Consider the following 21,335-nt stretch of genomic DNA (forward strand, 5'->3'; position numbering starts at 1 on the left):
CGCTACGCCAACTCATTCAGCGTTTCCTTATCGCGATGCTATCGCTGGCGCGGCATAATACCCGACATGACCGACAAGACTTCACCCCGTATCAAGGCTGATTCACCTCCATCGTCCTTCACGTTGGACGCCATCGGACGTATCGAAAGCGACTACCCGGACAAGTTCGGCATTCCCCGACAACCCGGTTTGGTCAGAGCCTCACGGGCCAGACTGGTGCTACTACCGCCTTACGATGATCCTCTCACTGTTCGTGCTCTGGAAGACTTCAGCCATCTGTGGCTGACCTTCGTCTTTCATCGTAGCCCCACACGCTGGACCCCGCTGGTACGCCCCCCACGGCTCGGAGGCAACGCCAAGGTCGGGGTGTTCGCCAGTCGCAGCACCCATCGTCCCAACCGCCTCGGGCTGTCGCTGGTGGAACTGACGGGAATCGACACTTCGAAGGGTGTGCGTCTCGGGCTGCGCGGCCATGATCTGCTCGACGGCACCCCGGTGCTGGATATCAAGCCTTATTTGCCTTGGGCGGAATCTCTGCCCGAAGCACGCACTGGCTTCGCCCCCGAGGCCCCGCCCCAGCGGCCCGTCGTCTTCACTTCCGAGGTCGAGGCCATGCTTGCTGCACGCTCCGACGGCGACTCCCTGCGCGAACTGATCACGCAGGTGCTCGCTCAAGACCCTCGCCCGGCCTATCGAAACGGCGTCGAAGACCGCAGATACGGCCTACGCCTACGCGATGTGGATGTGCGCTTCCGTGCTGAAGCGGATGCCAGCGGCGAGATCATCCTGCGGGTCGTGGAAGTCGTAAACGTCCGAGGGGGCCCTTAGGCCCCCTCGGTTTCGTTTGATCACCCGAAGTCGACACCGATCCGCCGTCCCACTTCCTCATAAGCTTCAATGACACCGCCAAGCCCTTGGCGGAAGCGGTCCTTGTCGAGCTTCTCGCGGGTGCTGGCATCCCACAGGCGGCAGCCGTCGGGTGAGAATTCATCGCCGAGCACGATCTGGCCATGGAACAAGCCAAACTCGAGCTTGTAGTCGACCAGCAGCATGCCGCCGGCCTCGAACAATGCCTTGAGGACATCGTTGACCTTGAAGGTCAGTGCCTTCATTTCGGCAAGCTGTTCCGGCGTCGCCCAGCCGAAGGTTTCGGCCAGCGATTCGTTGATCATCGGGTCGTGCTGTTCATCGTTCTTGAGGAACAGCTCGAAAGTCGGAGGATTGAGTTCCAGGCCTTCCTCGACTCCCAGGCGTCGGCACAGGCTGCCGGCGGAGAGATTGCGCACCACGCACTCCACCGGGATCATGTCGAGATTCTTGACCACACACTCGGTGTCGGACAACAACTGCTCGAAGTGAGTGGGAATCCCCGCGTCCCCGAGCTTGTCCATGATGAAGGCATTGAACTTGTTGTTGACCATACCCTTGCGTGCCAGGGCTTCCTTCTTCTGGCCGTCGAAGGCACTGGTGTCGTCACGAAAGTGCAGGATAAGACGATCGGGATCGTCGGTGTGATAGACCGACTTGGCCTTGCCGGCATAGAGCTCTTGACGCTTTTCCATGGGGGTCTCCGAAAATTGTGGCTCAGTTGACAGTCTGCCAATCCAGGCCCAAGTCCTGTGCAGCCACCAGTAACCGCGATTCATCGCCATCGAGCAAGGGTACCAGGGTTTCCAATACCAACTCGGGGCGGTTGTTATGTTCCGATAGATGCGAACAGACGATACGTTGTAGTCGATCCAACCCAAGTTCCTTGAGTAGTTTCGCTGCTTGGACATTGGCCAGATGTCCCCAATCACCACCGACCCGTCGCTTGAGCCGTGGTGGATAAGGTCCTTCGGCCAGCATGCCTCGATCGTGGTTGCATTCCAGGATCAAGGCATCGCAGCCTTGAAAGGCCTCTGTCACATGGGCGCTGGGATGCCCCAGGTCAGTCAACACGCCAAGACAACGGTCACGCGCCTGAAAACGAAACTGTACTGGCTCCCGAGCATCGTGGGGCACCGTCACCGGATCGATGACGAGCCCCTTGATGGCAAATCGCGCCTGGGGCGTAATCCAGTGATGGCGAGGTACTTCACCCAGACGCCCGGATAGCCAGCTTCCGGGGGTGAGATACACCGGTAGTCCATGGCGCCGAGCCAAGGCACCGACCCCGCCGATATGATCGCCGTGCTCGTGAGTGACCAAAATCGCCTCGAGCTGACGCGGATGCAGCCCTAATCGTGCCAGGCGACGCTCGGTATCACGCATGCCGAAGCCGCAATCGACCAGCACATGGGTTTCCCCATCGCTGATCAGGGTGGCATTGCCCTTGCTACCACTTCCCAAGGAAGCGAAGCTGAGCGACTGGGGGGCCGGCATACCGGTATCTACCCCACCCACCATCAACGCAGCAGGGCCGCCACGCGCTCGAGAAGCTCACGAGTATCATCGGACGAGAAGTCACGCTCACTCTCGTTACTTACCCGTACCACGGTCTGGTTGCTTCCGGCTGGCTCCAGCGTCAAACGCAGGCGAGCGGGAGACTGGTCGGTCACCGGACTCAGCAGGGTCGACAGGAACCCCCCTTCGCGCTTGGACCGAGTCTTGTACTCGACAACGAAATCACGGGCCCCGGAATTGCGTTCGAGCAGCAGTTCGCGATCTTCCTGATTGAAATGACTCTCGAGCTGATAACCGAGCTCAGCCCAAGCTTGCTGAGGTTCGGCGTCCAGCACCAGCAACCATTCGTCATTCCGATAATCAAGCCGGACACGATCGGGGTCGTATGCCATTTGCTGACTGGCCAATGCCGAGGCACTGGCTGTCTGGCTCTGCCCACTAAGATAATTATTCAGCGACGCCAGGCAATCGGCGTGGGGACGCCCAGCCTGCTCACAACGCACTTCACTGGAACCGGACCGCAGCCCCGAACGAACACTGAGACGACCACGAGTCGTTTCCAGCACTCCACGACGGGGGTCACTGGCAGTGACGTTCATTCCCTGGCGGCGCGCAAAATCTTCCAATTGTGGCCACACCATATTCGGTGCCGCATTCACCACCAACCAGCTATCCCCAGCGATATCGCGGCGTTCCACGTCGCCGCTGCGCCGCGAACGCGTCACTTCCTCGGGACGTGGTGCGCTGAACCCGTCTTCTGAAGCTACGAAATCGCTGCTGGCCTGGGGCACCGGCATGGTATTGCCGTAATGCGACTCATCGCGAGACTCCGGTAATACCAGCGGAGCGCTGGATGTGGCTTCGACATAGTCGATATTGCGGTCGTGATAGTAGCCTTCGCGCGCACACCCGGTCGCCACCAGGGCGATCGATACCACCAGCGGCATCCATTTCAGCGCAGGATTCATGCATCCACCTTGAGTCGTCTGTCTACGGTTTGGAAAAGCGGGGATCAAGCCTCGATCACGCCAGCGAGCTGCAAGGCTTCACCAACCGTGGAATGATATTTTTCGGATAGCCAAGTCAACGGCAGGCGAATGCCCGCCTCGGCATAACCCATTCGGTTCAGGGCCCATTTGACGGGGATCGGATTGGCTTCCACCCCCAACACGGTGTGCAAAGGCATCAGCCGGGTATTGATCTGGTGAGCCGTCTCGGTATCGCCGGCAACCGCTGCGACGCACAGCTCATGCATGGCACGCGGTGCCACGTTGGCGGTTACCGAGATATCACCATCCCCCCCCATCAGCATGAAGTCGCAGGCCGTGGCGTCATCGCCGGAATAGAGCATGAAACCACTGCCCTTGAGACGCTCGATCAAATCTTCGGCGCGCTCGAGGTTGCCGGTGGCGTCTTTCAAGCCGACGATGTTGTCGAGTTCTGCCAAGCGGAAGACGGTCTCGTTATAGAGATCCGAACAGGTGCGCCCCGGTACGTTGTACAGAATCACCGGCAGATTGGCGCCTTCGGCCACGGCCTTGAAATGCTGGTAAAGGCCCTCCTGGGTCGGCTTGTTGTAGTAGGGACAGACCGATAGGCAGTAATCGGCTCCTACCTCCTTGGCATAACGTGCCAGCTCTACCGCCTCGGAGGTGGCGTTGGCACCGGTACCGGCGATGACCGGAATACGCCCGGCGACCTCTTCCACCACGGTGCGAATCACATCGAAGTGCTCGGCGAACGACATGGTGGTGGGCTCCCCCGTGGTGCCGGCAGCGACGATGGCGTCCGTCCCGTTCTCGAGGTGGAAGTTCACCAGACGACGCAGCGCCTCCCAATCGATCTCGCCAGAGACCTTCATCGGTGTCGCCAGGGCGACGATGCTGCCTGTGATCATTCTGAGGATCCTCTTCGTTCTATTGACGCTCAAAGCAAGGCATGCCAAGGGCTAAATGGTACTCAGGCGATGAAAGCCTGTACAGCGGGCAATGCCGTTGTATCGTATCGACTTTACAGCGGCTCGGTGGTTGCGTGTAATCGGAACCGCTTCGCCATGCGTTTCAACCAGTCAAAGGAGCCCTAGATGAGCATTACGCTTGGACAACCGGTACCCGATTTCACCGCCCAGGCCACCGGTGACACCACCTTCATTCTGTCGGAGCTGAAGGGCAAACAAGTCGTGATCTACTTCTACCCCAAGGCCAGCACTCCTGGCTGCACCACCGAAGGTGGCGATTTCCGTGACCGCAAGAACGCCTTCGATGCCGCCAACACCATGATCCTGGGCGTCTCCCGGGACGGCCTTCGTGCCCAGGAAAACTTCAAGACCAAACAGGGTTTCAACTTCGAGTTGATCTCTGACAAGGATGAAACCGTCTGCCAACTGTTCGATGTGATCAAACTCAAGAAGCTCTATGGCAAAGAACACCTGGGTATCGAACGTAGCACTTTCCTGATCGACAAGGACGGCAAGCTGGCACGTGAGTGGCGGAAGGTCAAGGTGGCTGGACATGCCGATGAGGTCCTAGAGGCTGCCCAGACTCTCCACGCCAGCTGACATCACTCTTCGGACAGTACTTCCACGGCTTGGTGCTCGCTATGCCCTTTGATGCCACGGGGCCAAGCCTGCACCAAGGCCTTCAACAGAGTCGCCAGGGGAATGGCGAAGAAGATACCCCAAAATCCCCAAATCCCGCCAAAGAACAGTACCGCCAGAATGATCGATACCGGGTGGAGGTTGACTGCCTCAGAGAACAGAATCGGCACCAGCACGTTACCGTCGAGAGCCTGGATGACGCCATAGGCGACCACGACATAGAAAAACTGGTCGCTGATGCCGAAGTGGAACCCTGCTACCGCCGCCACCGGCAGCGTGGCCACCGCCGCGCCGATATAGGGCACCAGGACCGAAAGCCCCACGGACAGCGCCAGTAGCGCCGAATAAGGCAGGCCGAAGAAGGCAAAGGTCAGGAAAGCGACGCTACCGACAATGATGATCTCGACGAACTTGCCGCGCACGTAGTTGGCGATCTGATCATCCATTTCCTGCCAGATGCGGGTCATCAAGGTACGCTTCTGGGGCAGCAGCGACAGCATGAAACCGACCAGCCGGTCACTATCCTTGAGCATGAAGAATACCAGGATCGGTACCAGTACCAGATAGATGATCAGTGCCAGGACATTGCCCAGCGACGCCAGCGATAGTGTCAGGGCACGCTGCCCCACCTGGGTCAGCTCACGACCAGCCGCGCCTATCCAGTCTTGGATTTGATCGGGCGTCACCAGATTGGGGTAGCGCGCCTGGAGGTCGTCCAGCAGTTCCTGGCCACTGGCGAACATCCGCGGTGTCTCTTGCACCAAGCTGACCAACTGATTCCAGATCAGAGGCATGACGATGAAGGCCATCGCCAACAGGATGCCAATGAAGCCCAGGAAGATCAGTATCACCGCCAGCAAATGGGGGATGCCACGCCGCTCGAGCCAGCTCACAGCACCCTGTAGCAGGAAAGCGATCACCAGCGAGGTGAAGAACGGCGCCAGCATACGCCCCAGCCAGATCACGATGGCGAATCCCAATACCAATACCACCAGCAGGATCACCGCCTCTTCGTCGGAGAAGTAGTGCTCGACCCAGCCCTTGAATACTGAGCGCAAGGTCATGCCCTTGGCTCCCCACCCTTGCGGACCCAGTAATGGTAGACTTCACCCCGCTCTTCACGGGCCGGCATCTCGTGTTCGCTCTGAGCGATGAACGATTCAAAATCGCGCCATGAACCTGCGTCGGTAGCCATGACCTCCAGCAGTTGCCCGGCTTGCATGCGTGACAAGGCCTGCTTGGCTTTCAGCAAAGGCAAGGGGCAAGGCAGGCCACGGGCGTCGAGCACATCGTCAGGTTGCAGGGCCATGCAAACTCCCGGAAAAATGTGGGGCAGAGATGCCAGACATCTGGCAATGGAATTTCTTGGAATTTAAAGGCACTTTGACCAATGAATCAATGTCAGAGAAGCGTCCGGGTTAAACGAGGCAACCCATGATACACGTGAAGCCTTGGCTGGTTGCCGGCTCCCTGGCATTGACTGGCGCTCTGGCAACGCCAGCCACGGCTGTTGACGATTATGGCCTACCGCAGCTAGGTACGGCGAGTACCAGTGTGTCGGGCAACGAAGAATATCGCCTTGGCCGCGCTTGGTTGCGTCAGTTCAGGGCCCGCGCACCGGTCTGGTCGGACCCCATGGCGCAGGATTATGTGGAATCGTTGATCGACCGCCTGCTACCCCACAGCGGGATCGTCAATGCCCGCACTACGGTAACCTTGGTCGATAGCCGCCTGCTCAACGCTTTCGCGGTGCCTGGCGGCGTGATCGGCGTCAACTCCGGCCTGTTCGCCTTCGCCAAGGACGAGGCATCATTGGCTTCAGTACTGGCTCACGAGTTGGGTCACTTGTCGCAACACCATTATGCCCGCCGTATGGAACGCGCCGAGCAGACCCAGATCCCGGCCATGGCAGCAATGCTCGCCGGCATGCTGATCGCTGCCGGTGGCGGCGGCGATGCCGGTATTGCTACCGCCATGGGCTCACAGGCTGCCTTCATCCAGGATCAGTTGGCCTATTCCCGCCGCTACGAGCAAGAAGCCGACCGCATTGGCCTGCAAACCCTGGTCCAGGCCGGTTACGATCCTCAGGCCATGGTGCGCATGTTCCGTGCCATGCAACGTATGGCCACCCTTCAGGGCGGTAACCCACCGGAATTTCTGCTGACCCACCCGGTGACCGAGTCACGCATCAGCGATACAGAAGTTCGCGCCAATCAGATGAACGTGAGCCACCCTCGCGACGATGATCCAATGTATGACCTGGTACGCGCCCGGGCACTGCTCGACCTGCATCGCGACAATCCGAGCCAGGCAACCGCTCAGTTGAACGAAGGTGACCCAGCTCACGTTGCCAAGCGCTACCTGGCTGCACTGATCGACGCTGAACGCGACCAGACACAGGCAGCCCTGACAGTGCTGGACGAACTGTCCCAAGAGTTACCCGACCTACCACTGCTTCCGACTTCAGCAGCCGAAGTGGCATTCAAGGCAGGTGACTATGACGAAACCCTCGAGCGCACCCGTCGTTTGTTGCGCATCATGCCCGACTATATGCCCGCCCAACGTCTGCGAGGCGAAGCCCTACTGCAACGTGACCCTCAGCAAGCCTTCGAGGTGCTACGCGATCTGACTGAACAGCGTCCAGAAGACCCGCAACTCTTCACCCTGCTATCCGAAGCGGCCGGGCGCAGCGGTCGTGTGGCCTGGGGACATCTTGCCCGTGCCGAATATCTGCAGCTCACCGGACGCATCGACCGTGCGATTCGCCAGCTCGATGTCGCAGAAGACGTGGCCGAACGCACAGGTGAGGCCACTGTCGCGGGCCGCATCGAGCAGCGCCGCGAAGATTTCCTCGACTATCGTGAAACGATGGAAGAGTTTTGAGCCGCGAGCCGCGAGCATGATGATAGCCCGCGACATCGGTGCGAGCTTAATTGCTCGTAGCTCGTAGCTCAGGAATTAAAGTTAAGCATCCGCTCCAGCGGTTTGAGCGCCTTGGCTCGCAACTCAGCATCCACGAGCACTTCACCGCTGCCGTGGCGCAGTGCCCCCGCCAGATTATCCAACGCATTCATGGCCATCCACGGGCAATGAGCGCAGCTCTTGCAGGTCGCACCATTGCCGGCAGTGGGTGCTTCGAACAACATCTTCTCGGGCACTGCTTGCTGCATCTTGAAGAAGATACCGCGGTCGGTGGCAACGATCAGTCGTTCCTGGGGTAGCTCCTTGGCGGCTTTGATCAGTTGCGAAGTGGAACCGGTGACATCCGCCAGTTCAACTACCGGAGCCGGTGACTCAGGATGCACCAACACCGCGGCATCGGGATACAGCGACTTGAGGTCCTCAATACCCTTGGCCTTGAACTCCTCGTGAACGATGCAGGCACCGTCCCACAACAGCATATCGGCGCCGGTCTTCCGCTGGATGTAACTCCCCAAATGCTTGTCGGGGGCCCACAGGATCTTCTCGCCACGCGCCTGCATGTGCTCGATCACATCCACGGCGATGGATGAGGTCACTACCCAGTCGGCACGAGCCTTCACTGCCGCCGAGGTGTTGGCGTAGACCACCACGGTGCGGTCGGGATGCTGATCGCAGAAAGCACTGAATTCGTCGGCCGGGCAGCCTACATCGAGCGAACAGGTCGCCTCGAGGGTCGGCATCAGCACACGTTTCTCTGGCGACAGGATCTTGGCGGTCTCGCCCATGAAGCGCACACCCGCCACCACCAGGGTCGAAGCCTCGTGGCGGGGGCCGCAGCGAGCCATTTCCAGGGAATCGGCCACGCAGCCGCCGGTTTCCTCGGCAAGCTGTTGAATGGCATCGTCGGTATAGTAATGCGCCACCAACACGGCGTTCCGATCGTGCAACAGGCGCTTGATTTCATCGACACGCGCCTCGTCCTCGGCAGGGATACGCGTTGGACAATAGGCACGGGCCAGGTGCTCGCGCACCTCGGCTCGGGAGGTCATGATCGTCATCGTGTCTACCACTGTGACTGGCAGGGGCTCCCCCTGCATGATTCCAGATGCGCCGTGCGACCGGCTCTCTGCCCGTCCACGACGCCCCTGATGGCCAAGTGGCGCGACTCCCGCACCATTCGACCACTGCTCATTCTAGACCAGAATGCGCCAGGATTTCTCCCTTTTGCAATGGAAAAAGCCGGCTGTGTATACGAAAACGCCCTCGCCTCCGAGGAGGCGAGGGCGGGATCTGGTGGGTCGTGTAGGATTCGAACCTACGACCAATTGGTTAAAAGCCAACTGCTCTACCAACTGAGCTAACGACCCGCAACACCCATACCGGCGATGGTACGGGAAGCGGCGGCGAGAAATGGTGGGTCGTGTAGGATTCGAACCTACGACCAATTGGTTAAAAGCCAACTGCTCTACCAACTGAGCTAACGACCCGCCGCCGGACCATCAGAAAGGGGCTCACATCACGATTCCCCTCCCGACAGGGCGCACATAGTACTGACAACGCCCTAGGCTGACAAGTATTTTTTCAATGATTTCCGGCGAATCCAGGCTTGCCGTAGCCCTCGTGGAGCCTGGTCATGGTTCACCATGACAGCCAAGTATCCATTCCATTTCCTTGAGCCAAGCGAGATCGGGATCGGCTGCAACCATGGCGTCGATAGTCTGACTGACGGTCTGTTGGTTGATCTCGGGCACCTCGGCGACGATGCCGTCGGCGGCCTGGATCACGAGGTTGCCCTTGGCGATCAGTTGGCTCTGACGCAGGGTTTCGTCGGTGCGCCCTTCGCCTTGGGACGACTGCCAGGCGAAGTTGCCGCTGCGTTTCTCGTGGGATTCGATATAGATGTCGCTGGCCGCTTCGAAGTGGATGGTGCCGCTGCTGGCCAGGGTCAGGTTGTTGCCGGCCTTCAACCGAGCGCCTTGGTAGCATTAATCTACCCCACAACATCTTAAGTGCACCGACTGAACGCCAGTCGGAGCGCAGCTCCTACTTCGGCAGGCGAACTATCGGCGGGAATCACCACGTAATCGCTTTCGCTAATCCCGTCACCACTCCAAGCTTCAAGCTTTTCATGATGGCTTGGACGAATAGTTATCGTGCCGTTTTGGCTTTCGATATTACAGCTCTTCATGTTCTTGAACATGGCTCGCTCAGTTTTATAGCCATATCTTTCCATCAAAGTTTTAAGCCAATCCTTATACTGAATTTTACCTTTTTCATAATCAAAGAACTCTCCATACTCATCCAGCGTCAGTGTCCGGCTTTTCGACAGTGCATCTGTCAGAGCTTCACCCAGCTCTTCATCTTCCGAATCAGACCCTAACAAATGTTGAGCCCCAACAAATCCCTACCAATCAAACCTAGCCCTGAATAAGTTTCAACACAAAAAAAGTCCCCATTGAAAAGTGCTCCAGCCCAGAAACATTGCTCATTATTACTCATCACTCACCTGGGTAACAATAACATTAACACCTTTGGTTTTCCCGTACTCGATAGCCCTGCTGATTTGAGCCATTGAGCCCGTGTTGTACCGGATGGGACTGCCACGCTCAACTCTCGTGCTGTGATTCTTGATTCGTTAAGAATTATTCCTCTCAGCTGATACTCTGTAAAATTAACCGCTGCGTCAATATTTCCCTTCAGAGAATTATAAACCTGACGAGGATTCCCTACTCTAGCCGCCGTGGATGTATGGATGTATCCAACGTCTTGGCGCTGGTCACGGTTCTCGTTGTAGGATCATAAAAATCAAACGTCTTGAAGTTCGGCGGCAAGCGAGAGCCGGCTGGTAGTTGTGAAGCAAGAAAATCCTCCCACGGCATGCCTTGCCCTTGAATCCCCCGCCCCCATTGCATGACGGTTTCGGCCCGGCTTACAACCCCCCGATCCCTCTTGTCGTGCCGATAGCACCAATCCTGCCAGCAAGCCCTGACACGTTCCTGGCAACGCCCGCGCCTCCGGTAAGCACGGCGGCGACATCGGTCAGCAGCCTGCCGGCTTCAACACCGGCGTTGAACGCGCCATCGGCACCGGCCCGTTGATACTCGGCCTGCAGCGTGGCGATGCGCTGCGTGTAATCGTCCTTGAGGTCTTCGCCAATGATCGACAGCACTTCATGCTGTTGCAAGAGTTCGTAAAGCGCGACGTAGGTGTCTCCATCCAGTAGGGCCAGCAGGCCTCCCACGCTGTTCAACATCTCGACCGGGACACCGGCGAGGATCCCTGCCGCTCCACGAGCCGTCAGGTTGGCTGCCGCATAGGGGCCAGTCACCGGAAGTGCCGCCGGCTGGCGATGCCACGGGTGAGCGCCTCCTAGCCTTGTTCGATCTCCGCCCACGTCCTGCTATCATTTTGATTGAGGTTGCCAATGCGGATCACGGTCAAATCAATAAAGCAAAAATCAGAAGAAAGATAACAAAGAAACAAAATCTAACCCATTGCTTCCCTTCATTATGACAGCTAAACTCAACCATCCCCATTGGAGAATGGATATGCTTATCAAACAAAAAAGCATAAAAATAATAAATCAACAAAGGAAATATCAAAAATCTTGAGGCTACATTTTCATATCTTAAGTCCAACATCACCCTCGCACCCCATGCAAGAAGAGGCAAGGATATCAAAAAAACTAAAACAAAAGCCCTTACTCGCACTCCTATAAACTTGGAAGGCCATATAAAATTCACCTTACTCATCATCCTTATAACCCCCAATCAATTCCACATCATTGGGAATATCATTAGACAGAAAGTCGTAATATCCAGACAAAGAGAGAGCCGCATCAAGCCTTGTGCTCAGACTCTTTCTAAAAACCTCATTAAGCACTTTGTTATGCAAGAGAGAGAAGCTTTGTGCGCTAGTCTGTTGAGCCACTTGATCACGATGATAAGCAGTGGCGAAGGAAAGCCCTACTGAAGACAGATTAAGTACAGCACCTACCCACCCTCCTGATGTCACCAACAGACCAGCTGTTGCAGCCTTTGCTCCTACATCCAAAGTTGCGACATTTGATGCATTCACCCACTCAATCGTGGCTGAATCACTAAAGTCCATATTTTCACCATCACAATATCCTACACAAGGCCAGTGAGGAACACGAAACGATCGACCATCTGCCTGCATAGTTACGTAGTAACGTCCTGTCTCATCCAGAATTCGCCCTGTGGAAGGATCGCGTGATGGTAAAATATTGTCATTTGCGCCAGAAGGTTCAGGCCACCGGTACGTGTCTCCGGTGTGCTGCTGAATAAAGGTGATCAGGTCCGCACCAGGCTTTTGGATCTGACTGAAGTCCTGCATCAGATAACGACCGGTTCCATCTTCCCCTGACAAAACCAGGAGCCGACCATCCGTGGTGTCGAACCATGCACCGGTATCCATCTGCTGGGTGTCTGCCAGAGCACCGTTGATGCCGACGCGATCTGGATAAGCATCCGTTTGTGCATAGCGCAATCCATCGGCAATATCATCAGCATCGTGACGATCACTTTGCGTTGCTAATTCTTTGGCCAAAGCCTCCTCTTCCTCATGCAAGTAACGGTTGTAGCTCTCTGCCTGCCCTGCAATCCACGCGCCTTGCTCGACATCACCGCCAACGAAGCCGGCTGCCGTGATACCGACGATTTGGGCCACGGTGTTGGACAGAAGGGGATTCTCCCAAGCACTCTCAACCAGCTTGTCGGCCAGTGCTTCGCTGGCCCCTGCTGCCAATGCACCGGTCTTAAAGTCGCCACCCATGGCTTCGGAAACCGCACCGCCGACCAGTGCATGCAGCGCGATTTTCTCTGGGCTGCCCTCTGACAAGTCATGGTCGACAGCATAATCACCCACGGCATGGAACAGGACGCCGGAGACCACGTGCGTCAGCGCGTCTTCGAGGCCGGCTTCGAGGTTGTCACTCAGGCTGCCGTCACCAATGGCAGTGCGGACGCCAGCATCGATGACCGCTTGAGTGACGCGCTGGCCGGCGAAGCGGGCAATATCCCCCACCTTACTAAGACCTAATCCGGTGGTAGCACCAGTGGTGGTATTGATGCTCTCTCCCAGAGTACCCTTGGCGATACCTGCACTGATAGCAGCGATGGTCGCACTACGCAGGCTATCGCTTGAGAGGGTGTCATCTAACGTGGCGCCGAGATCGCCTCGGTTATTAACCATGCTGACTGCGGCGGTGCCGGCCATTGAGCCGGCGGCTGCCCCACCGGCAGCGGCGGCCGTGCCTGTGCCCAACATCGGCCCCACATAGTATTGGCCGAAGGCTGCGGCAACGATGGCGATGACCATTGCCGCCCCGGCACCGATCCCGGAATGTTCGTAATCCCAAGTATCGTGGATCGCTTTGACCCGCCGCCAGTCAACGTCGCCGCGTGTCTCCATCTCCTTAAGCCAGGCGAGATCCGAGTCAGCCTCCACCATGGCATCGACCATCTCACTGACGGTCTGCTGATTAACCTCAGGCACATCGACAACAATACGGTTGGCGGCCTGGATCACCAGATTGCCTCGTGATACCAGTTCGCTCTGGCGCAATGTCTCGCGGGTGAAGCCTTCCCCCTCTGAGGATTGCCAAGCGAAGTTACCACTGCGCTTCTCGTGAGATTCGGTCCGGATATCGCTGGCTGTCTCGAAGCGGATGGCGCCACCACTGGCCAACGTCAGGTCATTGCCAGCCTCGAGGCGGGCGCCTTGGTAGGTTTGGTCGGCCCCACTGACGACGCTGAGATCATTGCCGCTGTGAACCTGGCTACCCACAGCACGCAGGTTATTGATCTCATCACGGCGGTAGCTACTGCTGCCGAACAAGCCACCACCGCTTCTCTTCTCAGACAGCGAGTAGTCCTGGTTATTGGCGGTGTACAGCGCGACGTTGTGACCAGCGAAGAGATAGGCATCACCCTTCGCCTCGGCCTCACTGGCAATCAGCTGCAGATTCTGGTCTGCGCTCAGCAGAAGATCGTTGCCGGCCTCCAATTTACTGCCCTGCTGACGAACTCTACGCTCGACCTGTTGGGCGGTGGAGTCGTGTACTTCGCTATGGTCCACCTCCGCCGCCGCAGCCAAGGTGAGGTTACGGCCAGTATCGATCGTCAGGTTGCTACCAGCGGTGACATGGCTAGCGATGGCAGTGACATCGCGTCCAGCTCTCAGGGTGATGTCGTCGTCAGCGCTCAGTTCACTGCCCGACTGCTCAATATTCAGAGACTTTCTATAATTTCGACCGAATGATGCATTCTTCCGGCTATCCCCAGCCTCAAGTGAGATATCGTTGGCCGCAATGATCGACAACCCCGCTCCGCTGCTGATCTCACTTGCCTCAAGGCGAACATCGCGCCCCGCATCCAATACCGTACCGCCCGCCACAGTAACGTTGGCTCCTAAGAGCGAGGAGCTTTCTCTAAGCCATCCATACTCATGGACACGGGCCTCGCGCCATGCATCTACAACAGCTTCGGTGACGATATCCCGTCCCGCCTGAAGATCGGCATCACCCTGGCTGTCGATCTCGGCGCGGTTGACGATATCGCGCCCGGCGTTCAGCTCCAGGCCGTCGCGGGCACTGATCAAGCCGCCCTGGTCGAGATAGGTTTCATAGGACTTGTCGTAACCGGCAGTGACCGCCGTACGGTCGTTGACGATATCGCCCTCGGTGGCCGTCAGGCTGACCTGGCCACCGCGAATCTCGCCGGCCAGGGCGTTGCGGATCGAGTCGCCGGCGCTGAGGTCGAGGCGCTCGCCAGCGTCGAGCAGGCCGCCCTGGAGGATCGAGCCGTCGCTGGTCGCGGCGAGATCGTTAGTCGCACGGATAGTGCCGACGTTGACCAAGTCGCCGCCGGCGATCAGGTCGATATCGCGGCCCTGAATGAGGCTGGCGCCGCGCACGTTGCGCTCGTCGACCTGGGCGAGGTAAAGCACCGGGGCGAGTACCGTCTGGCCGTCGACCTGCTGTTCTTCCAGCCACACGATGTCGTGGGTGAGCGCGGCGGTCTGCGCCGGGGTCAGGCCGACGCCGACGCTGAGCCGCAGGGCGTCCTTGGCCGCCACGGCGTTGTCCATCAGCTGGCGGTACTGAGCGTAGTCGTCGTCCAGCGAGTCTTTGAGGAAGCGCTGCCCGGTGTTGGCGAGTACCGCGTCGCGAATCAGCCGCAACTCGTAGCGCCCGTCGCCGAGCAGCTGGTAGGCGCCGTCGGCGGTGTAGTCCAGCTTGTCGAGCAGGTAGTCGGAGCCCATCAGTTGCTCGGCACTGGTGAACTCTGGATTGGTCTCGATCAGGTAACGGCTCTGCGGCGAGGTATTGCGCACGAACAGCCCGTAGCGACCTTGTGGCAGACGGAACGAGTCGAGTTCCGCGGGGGAGATGCGTCCGTCGCCGTCCGTGGTGCGCTGGTTGAGGGTGATAGTCAACGAACTAACGGGAGCGTTTGTCCCCGTATTGCCCAAGTTACCATTCAGTTGTACACGGGCGTTTTCCTTGACCGTGCCATTTTCCACATTGCCAGATATGCGCAAGGAAACTGTATCGCCCGCCTGAATGATGCCTGATAAGGAGCTATCACTTTCTTCTATTGTGACAATGTCACTTTTTAGTTCATGATTTGCCAAAATTTCAGGCAAGGCATTATCTCCAAAAGAACTTTCTTCCCCCTTACCAACGATCTCGAAAAACCTTTTCCTATTACTCACATCAAAATAACTTCTGTCAAACTCATACTTTCTGATTCTTTCTCTTCTCTCTCCACTCCCTCTATTCTCAAGACTACTTGACACAATATCTACATTGCCTTTTGCCGCGATAGTACTAGCAGAATTCTCAACACTCAACGCCCTTATCGATAAATTACCCCCAGATACAATACTCCCACTCTTTGAGCTAGACACCACAACTTTTTCAGACGCTTCTTTCAAGGTTAAGTCGTAGAAGTCAACATCCCATTCAGGCACTCTATCCGGAGGCGCGCTTTCTCCTCCGTGGCTATAATATTCTGCTTGTTCATATGCCTCGGCCAAATACAGTTTTTTAACTGCACTACCACCTACTTCGACCCATTTTTCTTCGATAACATCTCTTACGTTTTTGACACTATCGGCAAACAAGTCGATATTGCCTTCTGCCTCGATCGTCCCCGAACGATTCTCGAGGCGCTCCGCCCTGGCATGGTCGTCGTTGCGCGCGAAGTCGAGATCGCCCTGGCTGTAGATCTCGCCGTAGCGGTTGAGCAGGTGCGTGCCGAACAGGGTCATGTCGCCGCCGGAAAACAGCAGGCTGTCGGCGCGGTTGTCGATACGGCCGCTGCTGTCGATGTTGAGGTTGCCCAGGCTGCCGAGGGTGCCGTGGTTGTCGAGGTGGGCGGTGGTGATGGTGATGTCACCGACGCCGGTGAGGAAGCCCTGGTTGAGGAGTTTGCCGTCGAGGTGGTAGGTGGAGGTGCCGCCGCTGGCCAGGCGCCCGTCGAGCTGGGTGAGGTGGCGGGCGGTGATGTCGAGGTCGCCCCGGGTGGAGATCAGGCCGTGGTTGGTGATGTCGCCGCTGGCGTGAATGGCGAGAGCGTCGTTGGCGAGCAGTTCGCCACGGTTGTCGAGGCTGGCCATTTTTAGGGTCAGGCTCGTGGCGCTGGTAATGGTGTCACCGGCAACGAGGGTGAGGCCCTGGTCGAGGGTGAAGCCGAGCGCGCCGTTGAATTTCCACTCGCCGACATCGTCGAGCCGGTCCAGCGTCACCTGGCCGCTGCCGGTGCCGTGCACCTGGCCGCCAGCGTTGGTGACGCTATCGGCGTCGAGGCGTAGCAGCCCACTGCCGGTATGCGTGAGTTGCCCTTGGTCGTTGAGCAAGGTACCGGCGTCGAGCGTGGCGTTGTCGCTGGCGACTTCGAGCCGGCCGTTGTGGTTGTCGAGGGTGCCGGTGATGGTGAGGCGGCTGGTGTCACCGCCCAGGGCGCGCAGGTCGCCGTTGGTATTGGTCAGTTTATTGGCGTCGACCGTGAGGGTGTCGCTGGCTTCGATCATGCCGTCGGCGTTATTGAGGTAGCCGGTGAGGTTGTCCGACTGTTCGCCGACCTTGAGGGTGAGGTCGCCATTCTCGGCGCTGATCACACCGCGCTGGTTGGTCAGGTCCTGGGTGACGGTGAGCGTGGCGCTGTCGCCAGTGAGCGTGCCATCGTTGTTGGTCAGGGTGTCGGCGTCGACCGTGAGGGTGTTGGTGGCTTCGATGGTGGCGCCGCTGTTGTCGACGCTGTCCGCGTCGATCTCGATGGTGCCGGCGGCGATCAGGCTGTCGGGGTGGTTGTCGAGGGTGGCGGTATCGACGGCGATTTCGCTGGCCAGCAGCCGGCCGTGGTTGTGGGTGGCGGCGGTGGTGGTCACCGTGAGCGTCTGAGTGGCGGCGAGGTGGCCATGGTTGTCGAGCTGGTTGGCCGTGAGGGTGAGGCCGGCGCCGGGCTGGAAGGTGTCGTTCTCGATGCCGGCGATGACGATGCCCTGGTGGTCGATCGTCTGTCCGGCGTTCAGTGTGATATTGCCGGCGCTGGTCAGGCGGCTGGTGACGTCGATGTCGAGGTCTTCGCGGGTGCGCACGCTGACGGCCTGGCTGCCATGGACGTTGCCGCTGAGCGTGGCGTAGGTGGCTTTGGCCTGGATCGTCCCGCTGCTGGAGGCGTTGGCCAGACGCAGGTGGCCGTTGGCGTCGATGCGGATATCGCCGTCGCTGGCGGCCATGTCGCCGGCCAGTTTGACGCCGACGCCGCTGTCGGTGCCGACCAGGCGGATGCTGCCGGCGTACATGCCGCCCAGGGCCGAGGAGTCGATGGCCAGCGCCGGGGCCTCGCCCGTGCCTTGGCGAGCGGTGGTCTCGAGGCTCTCGACGTCGACGTCGTTGGCGCCGGTGATGACGTTGAGGTTCTTGGCGTGGATCTCGGCATTGATCTCGGCGGCGCGGGTAATGATGTCGAATTGATCGACCTGGGCAGCGTTGAGCCCCAGGCCTTCGATCGCCACCCGCCCCTGGTCGACGGCGAAGCGGTCCAGGTCGCCGTCCTCGATGATGGGCTGGCCAGTGGAGAGCGTGACCCGCGGGCTGTTGATGAAGCCGCAGCCGTTGCAGGTGATGCCGTAAGGGTTGGCGACCACCACGTTGGCGGCGCTGCCAGCGACTTCGGTGTAGCCTTCGAGCTGACTGGGCCGGCCGCCGTTGACTTCGTTGATGATCAGCCGCGCCGCCTGGCCGCGCAGGTTGGGGTTGCCGACGATCAGCCCACCGAGCTGGGTGGATTGCAGCTTGCGGGTGGCATTGTTGAGGATCACGCCGCGGCGGCCGACGTTGTAGTCGGTGAATTTGTTGTGCGATAGCCCGCGCCCGTTGGGGGTGGCGATATCAACCACCGGCACGCCGTTGCCGGCCCGGTCCAGGGAGGTATTGCCGCTGCCGGGGGCGACGACGATGCCGTCGGCGAGCACGATGACCGGATGCCAGAACAGGGCACTGATGAGGAGGATGGCAACGTAGCAGCTCAACGGGCTACGGCTATTCATGGTGGCTGCGTCCCTGCATCACGTTATTCGTTGTTTTGTGCGTTCCTTGCGACACACTGGTTCTTGATGAGGAATAACGGCAGCTAGGGGAAATACTTTAGAAAAACATTGACAAGGCCCGCTTCCTCAACGGAAGCGGGCCTTGTGCGATCTGAGAAATATCAGAAGTCGTCAATGCTTGCGTGGCGTTTTGGGCTTTCTCATCGCTTGCACCGGCCGCCGCTTGTTCTTGTCACGGCTCCAACGATTCTTTTCGTCCGGGGTCAGCTCCGGCACCTTGCGTGGAGTAAGCCCAGCCATCGTCGACAGGTCGTCGATCTCGTCCTGGGTCAGTTCCGTCCATTCGCCGGCCTTGGCGCGCTTGTCGAGGAAGATGTTGCCATAACGCACACGCTTGAGGCGGCTCACCGTCAGGCCCTGGGATTCCCACAGTCGGCGTACCTCACGATTACGCCCTTCCATGATCACCACGTGGAACCACGTGTTGATGCCTTCACCGCCGAATTCCTGCACGTCGGTGAAACGTGCTGGGCCATCTTCGAGCATCACACCATCGACCATGGCCACCACGTTCTCTTTGCTGACCTCGCCCATCACGCGCACAGCGTATTCGCGTTCGATCTGGGTGGAGGGGTGCATCAAGCGGTTGGCGAGTTCTCCGTCAGTGGTGAACAGCAGCAGGCCACTGGTATTGATATCCAGGCGGCCGATGGCGATCCAGCGCTCGCCTTTAAGTCGTGGCAGGCGCTCGAAGACGGTTCGCCGTCCTTCGGGGTCCTTGCGTGTACACAGTTCACCCTCAGGCTTGTTGTACATGATCACTCGGCGCGATGTCTCTTCGGCGCCACGCAAGGTCACGGGGCGATCGTCGAAGGTCACCTTGTCGCGTGCTTCGATGCGGTCGCCCAAGGTGGCCACCTGACCATTGACCTTGACGCGTCCGTCACTGATGGCGGTTTCCATCTCGCGACGCGAACCCAGCCCGGCACGGGCGAGGACCTTCTGCAGTTTTTCGCTGGTAGTACTCATGAGTCGTCTGACATCTCATCGTTTGGGGTTGCCGCGCCCGTGTGTCCATCCTCTTCGACGGTCTCGCGGGCGCGTTCGGCCAGGCGGGCTTCGAGATCGGCGAAGCTCAGCCCGGGCCGGTTGGACGCCTTCTCGGCGTGTGGTTCGGCATCGGCCATTCCGGCCGTCGCCAGTTCATCATCCTGATCCAGTTCATCGACATGCGTATCGCGCGGTGTCACTGCCGATGCCGCATCATCTTCATCCACCTCGGGATTACCATCGCTCAGCGTTGTCTCCTCACGGCGTGGCTCGTCATCGATCCCTGCCGCTTCAAGACTGGCATGCCATTCATCGAAGTCCTTCAACTCGTGCATTGGCGGCAAGGCGTCCAAGGTCTTGAGCCCGAAGTCGTCCAGAAACTGACGGGTGGTGGCATAGACCGACGGCCGACCAGGCACATCACGGTGACCGACTACCCGGATCCAGCCACGATCCGATAGGGTACGCATGATCGAACTACTCACCGCGACCCCTCGCACCTCTTCGATATCACCACGCGTCACCGGTTGACGATAGGCGATCAGCGCTAGCGTCTCGAGCAGTGCCCGTGAATAACGTTGCGGCCGTTCGTCCCATAACCGTGACACCCACGGCGACAGACGTTGGCGGATACGCACTTGATAGCCGGAGGCAGACTCGCACAATTCCAGTGCGGTGTTCTCCAGTCGTTCGCCCAATTTGACCAGCGACTCGCGGATGGCGGCACGTGAGGGGGGTTGCGCTTCGTCAAATAATGTCTCGATGCGTTCCAGTGATACCGGCTCCCCCGCCGCCAACAGCACACCTTCCAGAATCTCATCGAGCGCCGGGGAATCGAAGGGCTTGAAGGCATTATTCATCGTTGGCCCTCCGCATCGTCCGCGATGGCCTCATTGTTCGCATACGGGCTTTCTTCCAGCATGGCCTCAGACCCTTCTTCGAAGGTGTCCTCCATCGCCGCTTCGCTTTGCGTTGCCAGTCGCGCCCGCACATGGATTGGCGACAAGGGGGCATTCTGCACGATCTCGATCATCGTTTCCTTGGCTAACTCAAGAATCGCCATGAAGGTCACCACCACACCGGCCTTGCCCTCTTCCAAAGTGAACAGCGATTCGAAAGACGTGTAATGCTCGTGACTCAGACGGTCCATGATTGCCAACATGCGCTCGCGGGTGGAGAGCACCTCACGGCTGATCTGGTGTGACTTGGTCAGTTCGGCGCGACGCAGAATTCCCGACAATGCATGCAGCAGTTCGTCGAGTTCGACCTCGGGATGCACCACTCGCGTTTCCAGCGTTGGCAACCCGGCCTGTGCAGGAAACCAGTCGCGGCCAAAGCGCGGCAGTTCATTGAGCGACTCGGCCGCCTGCTTCAACTGCTCATACTCCTGCAGACGACGGATCAGCTCGGCACGCGGGTCGGTCTCGTCATCCTCATTATCGCCCTTGGGAGGGCGTGGCAACAAGGTACGCGACTTTATCTCGGCCAGCATCGCCGCCATCAGCAGGTATTCTCCAGCCAACTCGATCTCCAGCGCCTTCATCAGTTCCACGTATTCGATGTACTGATGAGTAATCGCCGCCACATCGATGGCCAGGATGTCCAGGTTCTGTCGCCGTATCAGATACAACAGCAGGTCCAAGGGGCCCTCGAAAGCCTCGAGAAAGACCCGCAGCGCTTCCGGGGGAATGTACAGGTCCTCGGGAAGCTCGGTAATCGGCTCGTCGAACAGCCGCGCCAAGGCTTCCGCCTGCTGGACAGCGGAGGTATCGGCGACAGCGGTCGAAGGCGTATCGCTCACGCG

Annotated in this window: 19 protein-coding genes and 2 tRNA genes; 3 read left to right on the plus strand and 18 right to left on the minus strand. The window is 58.8% G+C overall.

What is annotated here, in order from left to right:
• The first annotated feature begins 66 nt into the window (after positions 1 to 66).
• On the plus strand, positions 67 to 828 hold the full coding sequence (gene tsaA / locus L861_RS10495; RefSeq protein ID WP_016415935.1) for a tRNA (N6-threonylcarbamoyladenosine(37)-N6)-methyltransferase TrmO: 762 nt from the start codon (positions 67 to 69) through the stop codon (positions 826 to 828).
• A gap of 20 nt (positions 829 to 848) precedes the next feature.
• Here the strand turns inward: tsaA and purC are convergent, their stop codons facing one another.
• Genes purC through dapA form a run of 4 tightly spaced genes read right to left on the minus strand, consistent with a single transcriptional unit; the run spans position 849 to position 4,282 of the window.
• On the minus strand, positions 849 to 1,562 hold the full coding sequence (purC, locus tag L861_RS10500; RefSeq protein WP_016415936.1) for a phosphoribosylaminoimidazolesuccinocarboxamide synthase: 714 nt from the start codon (positions 1,560 to 1,562) through the stop codon (positions 849 to 851).
• Positions 1,563 to 1,584: 22 nt separating this feature from the next.
• Complete coding sequence (locus tag L861_RS10505) at positions 1,585 to 2,364, minus strand: MBL fold metallo-hydrolase (RefSeq protein WP_027947689.1); 780 nt, start codon at positions 2,362 to 2,364, stop codon at positions 1,585 to 1,587.
• Between the two features lie 23 nt (positions 2,365 to 2,387).
• Complete coding sequence (locus L861_RS10510) at positions 2,388 to 3,353, minus strand: hypothetical protein (RefSeq protein WP_016415938.1); 966 nt, start codon at positions 3,351 to 3,353, stop codon at positions 2,388 to 2,390.
• A gap of 44 nt (positions 3,354 to 3,397) precedes the next feature.
• Positions 3,398 to 4,282 carry a 4-hydroxy-tetrahydrodipicolinate synthase gene (dapA, locus tag L861_RS10515; RefSeq protein ID WP_016415939.1) on the minus strand — a complete coding sequence of 295 codons (885 nt, stop codon included), beginning with the start codon at positions 4,280 to 4,282 and terminating at the stop codon, positions 3,398 to 3,400.
• A gap of 186 nt (positions 4,283 to 4,468) precedes the next feature.
• Here dapA and L861_RS10520 point away from each other — a divergent pair, with 186 nt between their 5' ends.
• Positions 4,469 to 4,942, plus strand: a complete 474-nt coding sequence (locus tag L861_RS10520; RefSeq protein ID WP_016415940.1) for a peroxiredoxin — start codon at positions 4,469 to 4,471, stop codon at positions 4,940 to 4,942.
• A gap of 2 nt (positions 4,943 to 4,944) precedes the next feature.
• Here L861_RS10520 and L861_RS10525 read toward each other — a convergent pair whose 3' ends face one another.
• The gene (locus L861_RS10525) at positions 4,945 to 6,045 is read right to left on the minus strand and encodes an AI-2E family transporter (RefSeq protein ID WP_016415941.1); all 1,101 of its coding nucleotides are present in this window, start codon (positions 6,043 to 6,045) and stop codon (positions 4,945 to 4,947) included.
• Positions 6,042 to 6,290 (minus strand): sulfurtransferase TusA family protein, encoded by a 249-nt coding sequence (locus L861_RS10530; RefSeq protein WP_016415942.1) that lies wholly within the window; start codon positions 6,288 to 6,290, stop codon positions 6,042 to 6,044. The genes L861_RS10525 and L861_RS10530 overlap by 4 nt, the downstream gene beginning before the upstream one ends.
• 125 nt (positions 6,291 to 6,415) lie before the next feature.
• On the opposite strand from L861_RS10530, the gene L861_RS10535 reads away from it, so the two are divergent.
• Positions 6,416 to 7,864 (plus strand): M48 family metalloprotease, encoded by a 1,449-nt coding sequence (locus tag L861_RS10535; protein ID WP_016415943.1) that lies wholly within the window; start codon positions 6,416 to 6,418, stop codon positions 7,862 to 7,864.
• A 68-nt stretch (positions 7,865 to 7,932) separates the two neighbouring features.
• On the opposite strand, the gene nadA is transcribed toward L861_RS10535, so the two are convergent.
• From nadA to L861_RS10590, 12 genes are all read right to left on the minus strand, one after another.
• Positions 7,933 to 8,961 carry a quinolinate synthase NadA gene (nadA, locus tag L861_RS10540; protein WP_016415944.1) on the minus strand — a complete coding sequence of 343 codons (1,029 nt, stop codon included), beginning with the start codon at positions 8,959 to 8,961 and terminating at the stop codon, positions 7,933 to 7,935.
• Between the two features lie 233 nt (positions 8,962 to 9,194).
• Positions 9,195 to 9,270, minus strand: a tRNA-Lys gene (locus L861_RS10545).
• A 44-nt stretch (positions 9,271 to 9,314) separates the two neighbouring features.
• A tRNA-Lys gene (locus L861_RS10550) sits at positions 9,315 to 9,390 on the minus strand.
• A 144-nt stretch (positions 9,391 to 9,534) separates the two neighbouring features.
• Positions 9,535 to 9,870, minus strand: a complete 336-nt coding sequence (locus L861_RS10555; protein ID WP_016415945.1) for a hypothetical protein — start codon at positions 9,868 to 9,870, stop codon at positions 9,535 to 9,537.
• 38 nt (positions 9,871 to 9,908) lie between these two features.
• Positions 9,909 to 10,286 carry a contact-dependent growth inhibition system immunity protein gene (locus L861_RS10560; protein WP_016415946.1) on the minus strand — a complete coding sequence of 126 codons (378 nt, stop codon included), beginning with the start codon at positions 10,284 to 10,286 and terminating at the stop codon, positions 9,909 to 9,911.
• Between the two features lie 119 nt (positions 10,287 to 10,405).
• On the minus strand, positions 10,406 to 10,657 hold the full coding sequence (locus tag L861_RS25305; RefSeq protein WP_371827879.1) for an endonuclease toxin domain-containing protein: 252 nt from the start codon (positions 10,655 to 10,657) through the stop codon (positions 10,406 to 10,408).
• Positions 10,630 to 10,815, minus strand: coding sequence for an endonuclease toxin domain-containing protein (locus tag L861_RS25310; protein ID WP_371827877.1), 186 nt, complete (start codon positions 10,813 to 10,815; stop codon positions 10,630 to 10,632). Before L861_RS25310 ends, L861_RS25305 begins: the two co-directional genes overlap by 28 nt.
• Positions 10,816 to 10,832: 17 nt before the next feature.
• A complete protein-coding gene (locus L861_RS10565) occupies positions 10,833 to 11,297 on the minus strand; it encodes a hypothetical protein (protein WP_021029164.1) in 465 nt (154 codons plus the stop codon).
• A gap of 350 nt (positions 11,298 to 11,647) precedes the next feature.
• Positions 11,648 to 18,481, minus strand: coding sequence for a two-partner secretion domain-containing protein (locus L861_RS10575; protein ID WP_016415948.1), 6,834 nt, complete (start codon positions 18,479 to 18,481; stop codon positions 11,648 to 11,650).
• A gap of 171 nt (positions 18,482 to 18,652) precedes the next feature.
• On the minus strand, positions 18,653 to 19,510 hold the full coding sequence (rluB, locus tag L861_RS10580; protein ID WP_016415949.1) for a 23S rRNA pseudouridine(2605) synthase RluB: 858 nt from the start codon (positions 19,508 to 19,510) through the stop codon (positions 18,653 to 18,655).
• Complete coding sequence (gene scpB, locus L861_RS10585; protein WP_016415950.1) at positions 19,507 to 20,391, minus strand: SMC-Scp complex subunit ScpB; 885 nt, start codon at positions 20,389 to 20,391, stop codon at positions 19,507 to 19,509. Before scpB ends, rluB begins: the two co-directional genes overlap by 4 nt.
• Positions 20,388 to 21,332, minus strand: a complete 945-nt coding sequence (locus tag L861_RS10590; protein ID WP_016415951.1) for a segregation and condensation protein A — start codon at positions 21,330 to 21,332, stop codon at positions 20,388 to 20,390. The genes scpB and L861_RS10590 overlap by 4 nt, the downstream gene beginning before the upstream one ends.
• Positions 21,333 to 21,335 lie beyond the last annotated feature (3 nt).

Source organism: Litchfieldella anticariensis FP35 = DSM 16096, assembly GCF_000409775.1.
Taxonomy (GTDB): Bacteria; Pseudomonadota; Gammaproteobacteria; order Pseudomonadales; family Halomonadaceae; genus Litchfieldella; species Litchfieldella anticariensis.